The 15,767-nt window shown below is 32.3% G+C and carries 17 protein-coding genes; 7 read left to right on the top strand and 10 right to left on the bottom strand.

Annotated features, from left to right (window positions below):
* Positions 1-8: 8 nt before the first annotated feature.
* Together QLG01_RS13255 and QLG01_RS13250 are read right to left on the bottom strand one after the other, a co-directional pair.
* Positions 9-392, bottom strand: coding sequence for a nuclear transport factor 2 family protein (locus QLG01_RS13255; protein ID WP_151767786.1), 384 nt, complete (start codon positions 390-392; stop codon positions 9-11).
* Positions 393-575: 183 nt separating this feature from the next.
* Positions 576-1,592 carry an aldo/keto reductase gene (locus QLG01_RS13250; RefSeq protein ID WP_282496660.1) on the bottom strand — a complete coding sequence of 339 codons (1,017 nt, stop codon included), beginning with the start codon at positions 1,590-1,592 and terminating at the stop codon, positions 576-578.
* A gap of 87 nt (positions 1,593-1,679) precedes the next feature.
* Between QLG01_RS13250 and QLG01_RS13245 the strand changes: the two genes are divergently transcribed.
* Positions 1,680-2,579, top strand: coding sequence for a LysR family transcriptional regulator (locus QLG01_RS13245; RefSeq protein ID WP_282496659.1), 900 nt, complete (start codon positions 1,680-1,682; stop codon positions 2,577-2,579).
* 296 nt (positions 2,580-2,875) lie between these two features.
* Here QLG01_RS13245 and QLG01_RS13240 read toward each other — a convergent pair whose 3' ends face one another.
* The 7 genes from QLG01_RS13240 to QLG01_RS13210 all read right to left on the bottom strand — a co-directional run bounded on the left by QLG01_RS13240 (position 2,876) and on the right by QLG01_RS13210 (position 10,140).
* On the bottom strand, positions 2,876-3,541 hold the full coding sequence (locus QLG01_RS13240; RefSeq protein WP_282496658.1) for a hypothetical protein: 666 nt from the start codon (positions 3,539-3,541) through the stop codon (positions 2,876-2,878).
* Complete coding sequence (locus tag QLG01_RS13235) at positions 3,538-3,999, bottom strand: hypothetical protein (RefSeq protein ID WP_282496657.1); 462 nt, start codon at positions 3,997-3,999, stop codon at positions 3,538-3,540. The genes QLG01_RS13240 and QLG01_RS13235 overlap by 4 nt, the downstream gene beginning before the upstream one ends.
* A 117-nt stretch (positions 4,000-4,116) precedes the next feature.
* Entirely contained in the window at positions 4,117-4,578 is a 462-nt protein-coding gene (locus QLG01_RS13230; RefSeq protein ID WP_282496656.1) for a Mov34/MPN/PAD-1 family protein, read from the bottom strand.
* Positions 4,568-6,334, bottom strand: a complete 1,767-nt coding sequence (locus QLG01_RS13225) for an E2/UBC family protein (protein WP_282496655.1) — start codon at positions 6,332-6,334, stop codon at positions 4,568-4,570. The genes QLG01_RS13230 and QLG01_RS13225 overlap by 11 nt, the downstream gene beginning before the upstream one ends.
* A 4-nt stretch (positions 6,335-6,338) precedes the next feature.
* A complete protein-coding gene (locus QLG01_RS13220; RefSeq protein ID WP_282496654.1) occupies positions 6,339-7,637 on the bottom strand; it encodes a CBASS cGAMP synthase in 1,299 nt (432 codons plus the stop codon).
* A gap of 5 nt (positions 7,638-7,642) precedes the next feature.
* Positions 7,643-8,710, bottom strand: a complete 1,068-nt coding sequence (locus QLG01_RS13215; protein ID WP_282496653.1) for a CBASS cGAMP-activated phospholipase — start codon at positions 8,708-8,710, stop codon at positions 7,643-7,645.
* A gap of 545 nt (positions 8,711-9,255) precedes the next feature.
* Positions 9,256-10,140 (bottom strand): hypothetical protein, encoded by an 885-nt coding sequence (locus tag QLG01_RS13210; RefSeq protein ID WP_282496652.1) that lies wholly within the window; start codon positions 10,138-10,140, stop codon positions 9,256-9,258.
* 330 nt (positions 10,141-10,470) lie between these two features.
* On the opposite strand from QLG01_RS13210, the gene QLG01_RS13205 reads away from it, so the two are divergent.
* Entirely contained in the window at positions 10,471-10,722 is a 252-nt protein-coding gene (locus QLG01_RS13205) for a hypothetical protein (protein ID WP_282496914.1), read from the top strand.
* 133 nt (positions 10,723-10,855) lie between these two features.
* Here the strand turns inward: QLG01_RS13205 and QLG01_RS13200 are convergent, their stop codons facing one another.
* Positions 10,856-11,068 carry a helix-turn-helix transcriptional regulator gene (locus QLG01_RS13200; RefSeq protein ID WP_282496650.1) on the bottom strand — a complete coding sequence of 71 codons (213 nt, stop codon included), beginning with the start codon at positions 11,066-11,068 and terminating at the stop codon, positions 10,856-10,858.
* 224 nt (positions 11,069-11,292) lie between these two features.
* On the opposite strand from QLG01_RS13200, the gene QLG01_RS13195 reads away from it, so the two are divergent.
* The 5 genes from QLG01_RS13195 (at position 11,293) to QLG01_RS13175 (ending at position 15,766) form a co-directional block, all read left to right on the top strand.
* Positions 11,293-11,775 carry a hypothetical protein gene (locus tag QLG01_RS13195; protein ID WP_282496649.1) on the top strand — a complete coding sequence of 161 codons (483 nt, stop codon included), beginning with the start codon at positions 11,293-11,295 and terminating at the stop codon, positions 11,773-11,775.
* Between the two features lie 129 nt (positions 11,776-11,904).
* Entirely contained in the window at positions 11,905-12,096 is a 192-nt protein-coding gene (locus QLG01_RS13190; protein ID WP_282496648.1) for a DNA-binding protein, read from the top strand.
* A 172-nt stretch (positions 12,097-12,268) separates the two neighbouring features.
* Positions 12,269-12,943 (top strand): hypothetical protein, encoded by a 675-nt coding sequence (locus QLG01_RS13185; protein WP_282496647.1) that lies wholly within the window; start codon positions 12,269-12,271, stop codon positions 12,941-12,943.
* 2 nt (positions 12,944-12,945) lie between these two features.
* On the top strand, positions 12,946-14,835 hold the full coding sequence (locus QLG01_RS13180; protein ID WP_282496646.1) for a DDE-type integrase/transposase/recombinase: 1,890 nt from the start codon (positions 12,946-12,948) through the stop codon (positions 14,833-14,835).
* Complete coding sequence (locus QLG01_RS13175) at positions 14,828-15,766, top strand: TniB family NTP-binding protein (protein ID WP_282496645.1); 939 nt, start codon at positions 14,828-14,830, stop codon at positions 15,764-15,766. The genes QLG01_RS13180 and QLG01_RS13175 overlap by 8 nt, the downstream gene beginning before the upstream one ends.
* The last annotated feature ends 1 nt before the right edge of the window (position 15,767 follow it).

Raw genomic sequence — 15,767 nt, 5'->3', positions numbered from 1 at the left:
TCCAAATATTAATTGGTTGAATGGGTATGATAAATTTTACTAACAACAGTCCACTTACCTTCTACTTTCAATAAGTTAAAGAAGTCTGTAAAGCAAAATCCTGAAATATCATTAGTATCAATACGTGCACTTGCAGCAGTTCCAACGATATCAATATTTACGATCACACCTTGCGCATTTGGTGATGGGCTAAAATCACGATCAATAACATCGAATAACCCTTGGATGGGACCACCAATAAGCTTATTGTCAGCATCTACACCAAAGATAGTTGCGTGCTCACTAAAAGCAGGTTTCATAATGCTGCTATCAGCTTGTTTTCCACCTTCATTATATTTATTTAATACTTCAACAATTGCATTGTATTCAGTTACATAAGTTGGTTTAGACATCTTGGATTTCCTACTTCAGTATGATAGTTCAGTCGTACACAACAGCTTTCGGCTTTAGAAAAAAATTTGTGTTCAGCTGTTATGAAAATACTAGTGCAACCATAGAAATAAATATAATTATAGAATTATATAAACTGTATTAATCAAATTAATATCTAATACTATTGCTAGGTAATTTACTGCTCAATCTGAAACTGGCAATGGGACAGAAGTACTGATGATATTTTTGTATTTCAGTTCATTCCAAAATTCGTAGGGAACTTGCTGTGTATAAGAACGAACATTCTGCATGACTTCATTATCACTTTTAGCCCCGAAAACTAATGAAGTAATTGTTGGATGGCTTGCAGTAAATTGCAAAGCTGCAGTAGCAAGAGATACATTATATTTTAGACAAATCTCTTGAATTTTCTGTATCTTAGAGAAGATTTCAATAGGTACTTTTTTATAATTATAGCTAGCTTGTGAAGTATTACCTAAGGCCAGTACACCTGAGTTAAAGATTCCTGCAGCTAAAATTTCTATATTAAATTCGGATAGTTTTTTTAAATCTTCATATGAGTTTTTATGATCTAATAAGGTATATTGACCAGCAATCAATGCACAGTCAATTTTAAACTCTTTGGCTACTTTTAAAACAATTTCAGTTTCGTTCACTCCTAGTCCAACTGCTGAAACATCCCTATTTCTACGCAATTCATCTAAAGCTCTAAAGCCACTTTCACAAAATTGATTCCAAAATAGTTCAGCTTTATCTCCATGCCATTTTTCCCCGAGGTCATGTACCAACAATAAATCGATATGATCTAATCCAGTTCGTTTTAAGCTGTCTTCGAAAGATGACATTATTCCATCATAGGTATAGTCATAATAATAACCAGGATTATTTAAGTACCAGGATGGATTTTTAGAATAAAGGCCTTGTGAGTTTAAAACCCGTCCAACTTTGGTACTGACAAGGACATTATTTCTGATCTCTAACTCACGTAGAATAGTACTTAATGTATATTCAGCACGTCCAAATCCATACATCGGAGCGCTATCAAAGTATCGAACACCCTCATAATATGCGGCATTTATAATTTCTTTTGCTTGATCAAAGCTGATCCTACTGTCATAACCAATCTGAACTGTACCTAATGCAAGTTTACTCATCGGTAATGAGCATTCACCTATAAATTTTGATGGTGTTTTTATCATAGTACTAGCGCTTTTAGATAAGGGCTTTGCATATTAGGAAATGCTTTGTTATAAATATAATTATCAAACTATATACTTACTATAAATATGGTTAATATCAATAATCTCGATTTAAATTTACTTAAAGCACTAGATGCATTGCTAGATGAAAAGAATGTTACACGTGCAGCTGATAAGTTAGCTTTAACACAACCTGCTGTTAGTAGCATGCTTAACCGGCTAAGAGATCGTTTTGATGATCCATTATTTGTTCGGGCATCATATGGTATGGTTCCAACAGATAGAGCTCTTGCTTTAGCTGAACCTTTAAAGAAAATATTAAGTGAAATTGAGCAATTAATACAACCGCCTATCTTTAATCCAGCGGAACTAGAAACAACTTTCAGAATTGCTGCGACTGATAACGGTATGCATTGTGTAGGTGTACCTTTTACATTAGCTTTAAATAAGATTGCGCCAAAAGTCAAAATAGCTCTGATGTCTATTCATGGTCGGAATGTCGAAGCTATGCTGATGAATGGAGAACTTGACCTTATTATAGTGGGTGAACCAACAGTTCCCTTGAACCTTCGTTCACGGACAATCCATAAAGAAAACTATGTTTGTATGATGCGAGAAAATCATCCATTAGCTAATCAAGAGCTTGATATAGATACTTTTTGCTCTCTCAATCATGTATTAGTCTCTTACGATGGAGGTGGTTTCACTGGAGCTACAGATGTTGCATTGGAGAAAATTGGGAAAAAGAGAAATGTTGTAATGTCTATTACAAGCTTTTTATTGTTACCAGAAATTCTTAAAAATAGTGATTGGATTGCTGTTGCTCCACATCATTTATTAGAGAAAGATTCAGGTATTATCTCCAAAAAACCACCGATTGAAGTTGGTGGTTATAATAAATTAATGGCATGGCATGAACGCACACACCATGATTCTATACAACGCTGGTTTAGAGATTTTCTTTTGGAAACCTGCTTGAGAGAATGAATTAACTATTCACTCAGTAAAATAACTATTAAAATAATTACTATTAGATAAATGGCTTTTCCTAAAAAATTGAAAAATACTTTAGGCTAATTCCGTTTACTTTAATGATAAAAATGTGTAAAATTTTTATATGTGTACCTATACTTATAAAGTTCTAAATGACCCGATGTTTATAAAATACTACTAAATAATATTTAATGTAATTTTTTAACTATATTTCATTACTATTATCCTCTGATATAAGATATGATCTTTATTTTATTAAATATAAGTCCCTTATTTACTAATAAATTATGTCAACTCTTAGCCTCACAACTAAAAACTTTATGATGAGAACTGGCCATTTCAAATGAATCAATACTTTTACATTCTCTATCTATTAGATTTAACTCTATTTCACCACGTGTATTTTCATTAGTCCAATATATTCCTACTAATTTATTACCATTATTAATTAAACTCAAATCACCACTACCAAAGGTCATTTTATTTTCACTATTTTTTGTTCTATGTAAGGTATAAGTATATAAAAATTTAATTTTCTCAGCTGTTGGATCATATGATAAAGCTGTGATTATAGATTCAGACTTTTGATTAGAAGTAAATGATTTAATATTTGTGAAGAGAAAAGTCTGTTTGATATAAAAATAAATCTCAATAGGATCAATTTGTTTACCATTTACTTGATAGTTACTTTGAAGCTCTCCCTTCCACAACCCATGTACTATAGGCTTACCAATAATTTTTGATAAGAATTTATATTTAAATATTATTGATGTCAGTAGAATGCCCAAAACAAAAAAAGATATTGTTATTGAAGTTGAAATCATCTGACTAACAGATAAATTATGTTTTTCTAAGAAAAAAGGAAACTTTAAAACAAGAAAACATATAAATCCAATTCCTAAAAAGATATAGATTACTTTTTTTAATTCTTCAAATGTTAAGACTATAAAATTCATAATACATCCCTTGAATAAACTATTTCCCCACCTTTGAAAATTTTTATTTTTTTATTAACACTGATTAAACCAACACAATAGACCCCTTTTATATGAGATGTTAAAAAAGCAGTCATTTCACGCGCTCCACAGGGAAGAACGTTATTTATCTTTTCTTCATTCACACCTGATAATATTGGTGATACATATTGAGAAATATGAGTAACTCTACATAAATTGATATCAAAAAAATGAAAACCATCATGAAAAATTGAGGTTTTTTTTGATATTTCTTGCATTATTTTTATAAAATTTAAAGACTGCATTTCAATTGATAAACTCATTTTATGCAAACTAATGAATGGGAGATCATCAAGATTTTCATAGTATACTATTCCTAAACCAGAAAAACTTTCATTACTATTTAAACAGATTTCTTCTAACGAATGATATATCGAAGATTCCAGTAATAAAGACATGAAATGACCTGTAGATATGCACTGTTGTTTACCACTTACTTAGAAACAACAAAGAGCTCATAAAATATAATGGCTATTATAGCAATTTGGATAATACATCTGTTAATTTTTTTAAATTTATATCTGTTGTAAAACATCAATTTTATGATTTATTTTCTTTCCCACCCACCATTTAGTCCTCCCAACAATAATCAGTATTAAAGGATCTGATGAATATAAATACTTCTTCCAACTATTGTAGTCTACCATTGAAGGAGAAGGTATATTTTCAGGATGAGTATGCCACTCTCCTAGATACTGCCATGTACCCTTAGATTCACGAAATGCTGTATCAACCTTTTCTTGATGATGTTTTCCAATTCGATTAACTGAAAAACGGCTTCGAATATCTGTAAAATTAGGTACTGATACCGTTCTAACGACTAAATGTATTCCTCTGCGCTCACCAATGATCACACCGGCACTTTCAGTACTTGAATCCGCCAACTGGCGATATGAAAGTAAAATTTCGACTACTTCTGATAAAATAACTACTAAGGCACCATCATTAGCCTTAAAAACCAAATCTTTACCTATCATTACAAATACCACAGTTAGATTCCGAATGAACTAATTTAGGCTTTAGTGTTCGACCACCTTCAAATATATGTTCCTTATAATTCCAAATACGTGTTGGTTCTAACGTTGAAAGAGTTGCTTCTTTGATTAAGGCTGCTGTTGTCATACTTACCGCAGCATCATATGGTGTGTAAGTACTGCCACAAGATACTTTCGTTTCCTTCAATTTTGCAAACGGTTCAAAACGAATGTCCTCACCATTACGATAGAAAGAAGGATTGCTCAAAAGACAATTAATACACCCTCCAGAATAATCAATAAATACTTTAGAAGCACGACCATAACCATCGTTAAAACCATGAATTAATATGGGTTTCTTCACGCTATCTATTTTACGAAGCAAATATGCAAGACGTTTAGCAATAGGCCCTCTACCAGTTGCATCAATAATGATGTCATAAACTGAAAGGAATTTTTCTTTTAATATGAATTGCGAGTCATAGCCATGGATATTTGTTTTTAAATGGGTAGATGTAATCAATCTATCTTGTAAAGCAAGTGCCTTATTTTTTCCGAAATCTGATGAATTTAATGTATGTCTACCAAAATTATGAGGGCCATATTCATCAAAATCCCATAAGTCTAATCTACCACCAGCGATTCCAGCACCTGATCTAATCAAAAGCTCAGAGACAAATCCCCCTATTGTTCCGCATCCAATCACTGCAATTCGCTTTGAACTTAAATCACCAATATCAGGGCGTGACTGATTCCTTGAAAGAATCGTATTCTGATCGGCTTTAGTAAACGAAATTCTTTGAAATTTATTGAAAGCATATTTACCAGATAAGACTTCTGAAATTTTGGAGGTTTGAACAACTCGACCACCCTTTTTCCCAGTCTTTTTTGTATTTGCATAAGTGGATAGTTGAACAGCTTGCTTATTTAATTCCAGCACAATACCAAGGGTATCTTGTTTCTCAATTTCGAAAAGAATCAGATAATGTTTAAACTGTTTCTGGACAAAGTATTTCGTCAAAAGTGCTTTGGCATTATGATCAACTGTCGAAAGCCATTTAAATAACTCTCTTGAGTTTTTCGGTGGCCAATTCACACCAGACAAACGATTGGGCCTTACTTTAATCACATATGTATAAAGTTTTTGAGTCTCGATCTCAATCAATTTTCGTTGAGTTAACCACTTTTGATGTTCATTTTCTGTTTTACTGTGATATAGAACAGACTCCTTTGTTTTAGGCTCATGTAACGTCTTATTTAAAGTTAAAGTTGAGAATCTATCATGTAAGTCCCAGAAGCTCGATAATGCATATACATAACTTTCCGGTTTCCAATAGGCACTAAACTCCCCTTCTAGCTCTACTTTTTCTACCTGAACATCATTGATTGATTTAATAGAGTTATTTAAAGTAAATTGGATTTGATTATCTACTGTCTTATAAAGTGCAACAAGATTATTAGGGTTCCAATCCGCTTCTAATGCTTGCACATAACATAAAAACCAACCATGGTTCACGTGTGGGAGCAGCACATCTTCTAAATGTGCTGGTTTATCCAAAATATATGCAAGAGGTAAAGAGGTATAAGGATCATAAGTAAAAATCAGCGCGATCTTGAAAACACCTTCTGTCGTTTCAAAATCTTTAACATAGAATTGCTTACTTTTAGTCAATGCTGAAAAGTGCTTATATGTTTTCAGATGTCGAGATTCAATATATTCATATCCATTTCTCAGCATCATACTGTGTAATTCGCTCACTTATTTACCCACTTTTCATAGTTGGGTTAATTTGAACAGCTGCAACGGCCTTACTTGCTTCTGTCTCAAATGCTGGTGCGGCTGCATGAGGAACAATTAAACTACTATCTGTTACGCGGTCTCCAAAGTTCGCATTAAGAATATTTAGAGCTTCTTGCTTAGTAGCAGTAGTGAAAGCATTTTCTAAATTCATTACCAAAATTTCCATTTTCGCAATGATTTCCCTTTCGCGTTCTTGATGCTCAGCAGATGAGGGAAATAATGGTCTTTCATCAGAAGGATCAGGACTCTCAACACCATTTCTAAAAGTATTTGGCAGTTCTCTAGCAATGGTTAGCATTGTTGAGCCGAAGTCTTGGTGATCTACATATTTACGATTCAAAATACTCACTGTCGCTGCCATTAACGAAATGGATGATGGACCACCACCTGTTTCCCATTGAGCATCACGCCATGCTTTTAGAAAGCGACAGATTTTACGTAAATGTGTACCAGTACGCGAACAATGTTCTTCAAACCAGTCTAAAACAACTTTGGGGTCACTTTTCATCCATTTCTGATCATCAGCCCGGATTGCTAGATTTACACAGTCGGAGTCGAGTTTATATTTTTTCTGATCTGCAACTGAAACACTGTCATATCCATCATAAGTAAAACGAGTGTTAGCAGCCGCTTTAAAAAACTGCTCTTTTTCTAAAAATTTATCTTCTGGAATTGCATACATGGGTACATCAACATGTGCATTCAAATAGGGAATCGTGATACGTCCACAAGTACGTTTCGCTTCAAATGTCCAGTTTGGATTTTCAGCGACCAAAGATTTAAGAGATGTATCAACCAAAAGTAATAGTAAATGATGAGCAATGATGGGTTTTTCATTAAAAAATACCATTGGTAGATATGTACCATCATCAATGTCCATTTCCTGAGGCGGTGTAACATAAGGCTTGTTTAGTGTGTTGTATGTAAAACTACCCTGTGTCCAGAACCGTGGTGTGAGCTTCAAAAATTCTGCTTTGGCATTACTGTCAAGCTGAATGATTAACTCAGCAAATTTGTTCTGATCTTCTAGAGAAAGGTATTTAAAGTTAGTTACAGACATTTCTACACGTAGAGATGCTAATCCAATGTCTTTTTTAGCCTGTTTTACTAATTGTTTTGCTTCTACAAAAATATCTCGTGTACGCTCTCGTACTTTATCTCGAAGTGCTTTTAGAGCATCTTTTTCTCGGTCGCTCAGAAGTAGCTGTCCCATTAGACCATCTGTACGGTTTGAATAATATTGGTGGAAATTCCAGTTCATGCTTTTTAAGCCCCCGATTTAACTAATTTATTGATAAATGGTTCAGCAGTACATTCAAAAAATTGGCGCAACTCTGCTCGTTCTGTGTAGGCTTCTGCACCTAATTTTTTGCCTAATCCAGTCAGTGCATCCAAACTACTTCTACATGCATTATCTAACGTAATATCTGAAGATGCTTCATTTGGAATCGTTGCATCCAACTCAACGTAGTTTTGAGAAATTCCTAAAACTTTAAATTCTCTGATCAACATGAATCTTTGTAAGTGCTGATTAGCTGTCATCGTGCTTAAAACTAGGCGTTCTCCCATGTTCCATAAACCATGGTAGCCTTTGCTACAATTTTTCTCTAAGACCTTGGGACTGATGCAGTAATTCTCACTTAATGTTCCTACATTAAGAATTTTTACATCTTTGGGCTGAGCATTAGGAAAATCCGATTGCATATCGATCAATACTTCACGAATACCGATGAAACTTGGATTGTTTGAAACTAGTCCACCATCAGCAAAATAATGATTTAAATCACTGAAATAATGTGGTTTGAAGTAAGTCGGGGCCGCTGATGTGGCCATCGCAGCATCAATCAACTTTAACTTACCATCCAATGTAAACATGGGGTTATGAGGAGTTTTAAAGAATTTTGGAAATCCTGTTGATAAGTTTACAGACGTAACCATGACACGACGTCGCAAGTCATTGAAACATATGTTTTCAGGTATCATGCTAGTTACGACTTCTCTCAACGGTTCACTATTATAAATAGGGCGAAACAGTGTTAATATTTTCTTCCACTTAAATAGGTGGGCTGGGAAAATCTTTTGAGCATTATTTTTAAAAGTAGCTTGTAATTCTCGCGCACTTTTACCACTAGCTAAACCAAGTGCTAAAATCCCCCCAATCGATGTACCTGTAATTAAATCAAAATATTCACCAATCTTTACATCGGTTCGCCCTTCACGCTCTTCAATAATATTCTCAAGCTCCGCTAAAAGACTGATGGTAAATAAACCACGTACACCACCACCATTTAGACTTAAAATCTTAATATCACGTTTTTTTTCAGTCGCTTCCAAGATATGCTCATTTTTTTATGTTTGTTATTAGATTGTGATTAAATAAAATATTTCAAGCAATAGTAATGTTAAAAAAAGCGACACAATATGTCGCGGTCAAACCCAAAGTACCCAAGTTTTATATATTCAGCAAATTGCCTCATCTTTCTTATTATTCAAATTACTCAGAGCACCATACTTTTTATGATAAAAATCGGAACAATTTTGGAAGTAATTCACAATAAATCTTTATTAATGCTTATATTAATTTCAAGCTACACAGGCCCCACATGCTTATCATAGATTTAGACCTATTTAAATAATCTGTTCAATGAATAGCATTTTGGAAGCCTAGAAGATTCTAGATCTATATAACTCGAACCGCCAAGAATAGAAAACATTACATTAGATCCGAACATCATAATTATGAGTGTTATTTGGTTCTAAATGGTATTAATCATACGAAAAATACCATTTACTCCCAGCGAAAGTATTCAACTTAAAGATTGCTGAACAATACTTTAAAGTACTTTATTAGTCACATTAATAAAGTGATTGAAGAATTTTCAATAGCTACATTTGTACCATCCTTGCTTGTTGTCCCAAATCACTTTGCCTGATTCTAGAGGAGTTTGTTTATATAGAACATTTGGTCCTGATGAAATTTGATTGAAATTATTCAACCAGCCTTTGACATTGATTTTCAGATTGACCTGATCATTTGAAAAGCCTTCTAAACTAGCGATAACCAAGCCATCAACTTGACGATACGTTGCCTGCCCAAGAACGATAGTTCCTGTAAATTCAGACAATCCTGTATTTTTACAAATCGTTTGACCAATATCTTTCGGTTTAGGAGCATTGGTTATGAGATTTCTCTCATACTTATTTTTCAATCGTTGTTGTTCAAGTTTGTATTGTTCAATAGCTTGCTTTTTCTTATTGTCTTCAATATTTTTCTTCGACTGGTAGGCAGATACATTGCTATATACGTCATCATCAGAAATTACAAATGTCTTTAAAGTTACCAAATTTAAAGGCTGATTGATTCCACCTATACGTGATGAGGTAGGCTCAATTGAAACATTCCATGATTTTTTTGATGCACATTTAAATGTACCCATTGCAGAGGCCAGACTTTGCTTATCTAAAGCCGAAATATGTGTACCTTTTAAATAACGAAAATCGCTTTTAGACATTTGAAAAAAACGTCCCTCTTGACTGGTACATAAGTTACTCATATAGGCATGAGGAATTAAAGCATCAGGCACAGCGGGTTGAAATAGATACTCTTTACCGTTGCCATCTTTACCATTGAGAGATTTAGCCAAGATTAAATTATTCGGGGTTTTATAAGCTTTTACATCACTGGGCTTGATTGAATCGGCTGTTACACACCCAATAAAAGATAAACACGAGCTTACAATAATAAATAAATTTATATTTTTCATAAAGATAATTCCAAAACACACAAAACGAAGTATTTTTACTATTATTAAGTGAAGCAAGATTAGCACAAAAGAGGATTATAATCCTCAAAATATATTAATTTGATCTAGAATGTCTTAAATTTGGAGTTGTGTTTCATGTCTAAATTTCCAGATGACTACCGAATGACACGTCAAGAAATAGACGATTTACGTCAAGATACTAAGGATGTGCTGCAATCGCCTGCCTATTTAGTACTGCTAAGTCAAATAAAGCCATTAAATTTATCAAAAGTTAGAATCTTAGGTACATATACTTATATAACTCGTACCCTACTAATTATTACTGTTCCAATTAGAAAGCAAACGAATGAGCGTGATATCGCTAAAGCAGCAGCTTATGTACTTCGAGAAAGCTTTATTAAAGCTGCACGTACTGAGAAAGTACTTTACGTAGAAAATGATACTCTATGGAGTAAGACTCCACTTGGTCAACCAGTTTTCATTAAACAACTATCTGGACGACATCCTAATCTTTCAAAAAAAATTGCTAATCGCAGAACATTTAAAATTAAAAAAAGACAGGTTAACGGTGCAACCAAGTAAATGATTTTAAATCAATACCCCCCAAATTAGCATCCTGACTTAGACACACTCACTTGTGAGCCAAGTTATATAGCTTTGATTATCTAAGCTGGATATGCAGGTTTAATATTCTAGATAATAAGATTATCCCTCATTAATCTCCCGGCAACAAAATTTGAGGTTCAACTTCAAGGATGTGAGCGATTTCATAGAGCTTAAGAACTGTAATATTCACTTCTCCCCGCTCAATGCGACCGAGATAACTACGATCAATATTACAAAGTAATGCTAATTTTTCTTGGGTAATTTTCTGATCAACTCTACAGGTGCGAATCGCCTGTCCAATTTTTTGTGCTAAATCATTCATAAGTTCTATTCCCATAAAGAATAGAACTATTCATTTTTGAGGATTAAGTATCCACGGCTTATAATCCTCATTAACTCTAGAATTATAAGAATATGACCTCTAAACAAGCAATAAACCCAAATTTTTTAGAGATGGCTCACAAGCCATATCATTTTTCTTTAATATGTTTAAGCATAAACAAATGAAAGGGATTATAATCCTCATTTTTTATTGTAAAACTTCAGATGGACGAAATTAAGCATTCACTTAAACAGCAATTTCTTTTGTTGATTGAAAACGAAGTTCTTCTTACATGGTACAAACCAAAGGATCTTTGGATAAGATTTGGAGATCAATCTCAGACAATCAAATGGCAAACCTACTCTCTCATACGAGAATTAGAAAAATTTGGATATATAAGAAAAAAATATGATGAATTAGGTAATTTATATTATTCAGAAACTGATAAATTAAGTACGTTTAGAATTATTCATTGTAAGCAAAAAGCTACAAAAATATTAACAGAAAAACTTCAATCAATTGAATTAGAAAAAACAGAAAAAGTAATGGAAATTCAGATAATTAAAGAACTTAATAAACAACTTCCTGAAATCCATTTTTGTCTTAAAAATTATATTAAAAACAATGAAGATGTTTTAATAAAGTTAGACTATAAAAAGAATATTATATCTAATATTCTAAAAAATATAGAATCATGTATTTATTAATAATAATAAAATATTTAAATAATATTTATTATCTCTATAATAAAAAAAATAATCCGAAATAATAAGTACTTGCAAAAGATTAAAAAACAACTATTTTTAGATTATGTTTAAATTATTCTTATTATTACTATGAAGACAAACCAGCAAATCAAAGATGATTTTGAGCGATCAGGAATAACTATTTCTGACTGGAGCTTAAAACACAACTTTTCTAGAGATCTAGTATATAGAATTCTAAATACCAATCGATTACCACAGCGTGGTGAGAGTAAACGAATCGCTGTAGCCCTTGGGTTGATTCCAGAGGAGAAAGAAAAATGACTTAAAAAAATAAAGCGGATTCATGGAATCCGCTCTACTCGTTTGCAATCAAAAGATTACTAACTATGTGGTGTTTTTAGTATCGCTTGATTGCAATGTCTCGTCAAGTCTTGAGCAGTATAATCAGTACTGCTCAAAGCCTTGTCTCATCCTAAATAATGTGAGAGCAACTATGCAAGTAAGTTATACAGAACATAAAACAGTAGAACTTAATCAAAACCTAGTCCAAAAATTTAAAGAGGCTTTTCAAAAACCGACGCATGTATCATCCAAATATATTGGTGAGCGTAGAATAAAATCTCGAATAAGAGGTGGTCGTGTCTCACTCTTTCCAAGCATTAAAAATTGTGGACTAATCAGTCTAGAGAGCAATTTAGAATTAGCACATGCAATAAGTCTAGAACGCGATGAAGATATACTCGAATACAGAACACAAGCAGTTCAAATATTTCTTACTGAGCAACAATATATTATTCCATATTTTATTGTTCGGACTATGTATGGATTTGAAGTTCATGAAATAAAACCAAACTTAGAAACTCTCTCAGAAATAAAGGTTTCAAGATTCAAATTAGTGGAAAAGATCCTAAAAAATTACAATATCAATTTTAGAACTTTTGATCGCACTACTCTTCTATCGAAAGAAGAGTACATTTTTCTTAATATCAGTTATCAACGAGCAAATTATAAAAAAATAATTAAAAGTGATCTAGAAAATGCAGAGCTAATTATAAAAAAAGGAGTCTTTAACAGTAGGAATGACTTATACACTTTAATGACCTCTAATAATTTAAAAACTACGATTGCTGATTATTTTATTTTCTATAAAAAAATCTTAGGAGTTTAATCATGAAAAATAATTTTAAATTAAATATCGGCGATCGCTTCACTTATTTAAATGAGTGCTATGAAATATGCTATATAGAAAATGGAGTTATTCGATATGCAAACTTCATTAATGGGAATATGCATTTCATAACAGAACATAATTTAATAACTAAAGCTCTAAGTGGAGATATTAAACTAACTATTTTAAGTATTCCCCAGACCTATAAAAATCAAGCTCTAAAAATTGAAGAAATTTCAAAGTATCTCAGTTATATTTTTAGCAATAAAGTTCCATGTACACCCAAAAAACTAGAAAATTCAATTTTAAAAGTAATGAAAGAAAATCCAAATTTGAGAAAAATATCTGCGAGTACTTTAGCAAGATATATTAAAAAGTATCGAGATGATGCTAATTCATTCAATTGCTTTTATAAAGAAATAGGAGGAAATAAAAGTTTAAGATTTCCAATTCAAGTTGAAAAAATTATTAATGAAGTCATTCTAGAATTCATAAAAGAAAGGGAAAATTTTAGTCCAAATGATGCTTATTTAACTATTAAAAATCGAATATTATCCATCAGTATAAACACCAAAATACCATCAAAACGAACCATATATAGACGTTTTGAAAGACTCGACCCATATCTTTCGGTTAGAAATAAAAAAGGTAAAAGAGAGGCAAATAAGATTTTTAAAGCTTCAGGTCAAAGCTTAAATTCCCCAGGATTACTTGCAATAGTTCAAATTGATACGCATGAAATTGATTGTATCATAGTTGACAAAAGTGGAAATGTAATTGGTAGACCACAACTTTGTATCATCATAGATATTTATACTAGAGCAGTTGTAGGGTGGCATTTATGTATGCTACCACCATCTGCAACAAAAACATTATTAGCACTTAAAAACATGTTGATGAGACCACATCACGATCAGATGGGAGGTTTACCTTCAATAATAATTCCTGATAATGGTTGTGAATTTAATAATAATGCTTTAGCTAATTTTTGTAATAATTTTAATATTACAAAATCAGAATCGCAACCCTATTCACCAAATGATAAAGCGCATATTGAAAGCTTTTTTAAAACATTAAATGAAAATATTATCCATAAACTTAAAGGTACCACATATTCATCACCACTACATCGAGGGGATTATAACTCTACCGAGAATGCATGTTATACGTTAGAAGTATTAAGAGACTTACTAAATGAATGGATTGAGAATATCTATCATAAAAGAGTTCACTCTGTTACAAATCAGCGACCAGAAAAAATGTGGATAGAAGCTTCAAAAATATTCCCAGTTTTAACAATTCCTGAATTAGAAATTGAAAGAAAATGTCGAACCGTTTTTCGATATAGAATCAACAAAGGTCAAATAAACTTAAAAGGTCTAAGATATAAATCTCAAGCCCTTGCAACATTAAATTATCGTTTTAAAGAGAAAGTAACCATCTATGTCGATCAACTAGATTTAAGTAGCATCTACATACAAGATCCTTTTAATAACAATAATCTAATTCAGGCCGACTCCATTTATCCTAGCGCAACTAAAGGCTTAACTTTAGCTGAATGGATTGAAGCAAAGGAAATATTACGAGAAAAGTATAGTAGCGATCCTCAAGAAATTGAAAATGAGGAAGTATTATATCTGGCTCGCTTAAACTTCTTACAAAAGATACAAAGTCTTAATAAGAAAAATAAACGTTTTAGACAGGTCAAAAATGACCTAACAAGGATGATTGCAGATCAAGAAAATCGTCTAAATATGATCCCAGTAATTATTGAAAAGGATCAGAATTTTTCATCCTCAAATCATGTAGAAATGATTTCACAGCTTGCTTATAACGATTTAGAAACTGATCCAACCGATTTTTTTTATGAAGAGATTAATTTAGATGAATAATAATCTACATATTGAAACACTTTCTATATTAAAAAATTTTATTTGTCATCATTCTGATTTTTCAAATGCTCTAAATGCGATTGAAGAATGTATGCAGATGAGTCAGATGAACAGTCAACCAATTGGCTGTTTGCTGCTAGGCGATGGTGGGGTTGGTAAATCAACAATATGTAAACTTATTAAAAGTAGGTATAAATTTTATAAATCTTATGAGAACAACATGGAAAAATTGATTGTTCCAGCTTTTTACTTTCCTGTACCAGCCCCTATCACTATTAAAAGTTTAGCAATTCGAATGCTTGAAGAATTAGGCTGTACAGATCATAAAGGTACAAGTGAACAGCTAAATTATCGATTACGCATTCTATTAAAAGAATGTAAAACGCAGCTAATAATGCTTGATGAATTTCATCATATTTACAGTTCAAGTGCTCAAAAAAATAAAACTTCTGAAAATGTTGCAAACTGGATTAAGACCCTAGCAGATGAAACGAAAATATGTATATGTTTAGTCGGCTTACCAAATATTCAAGAAAATTTATTTATTGATAGTCAATTAGCCCGTAGATTTTCTCGCGTTCTAAAACTTAATCCACTAACACTGGACACTCACTCTAAGGAAGGAACCCTTAAGCCTTTTCTTCGACAGACAGCCAAATACATGTCTAAAAACTTTAATATTTCATTTGATCCAGAAATTTCCTCAAATGATCTCTTAAAACGCATATTTTTGGCGACAAGTGGTTATCAAGCATATGTCATGCAGCTTATATATCAGAGTTGCTTAAATACCTTACAGAATAGTCGATCAGTCGTTATATTGAGTGATTTTCATGAAGCTTATGCCTTGAAAAGTATTTTATATAAACCTATGACGAAAAAAGATATTTTTAAAATCCACTCTACACAAATTACTGAAATTCTTATTTAAA

The organism is Acinetobacter sp. V89_4 (genome assembly GCF_029967875.1).
Taxonomy (GTDB): Bacteria; Pseudomonadota; Gammaproteobacteria; order Pseudomonadales; family Moraxellaceae; genus Acinetobacter; species Acinetobacter oleivorans.
The sequence above is the reverse complement of the archived record's forward strand: the minus strand, read 5'-3'. Positions and strand labels throughout refer to the sequence as shown.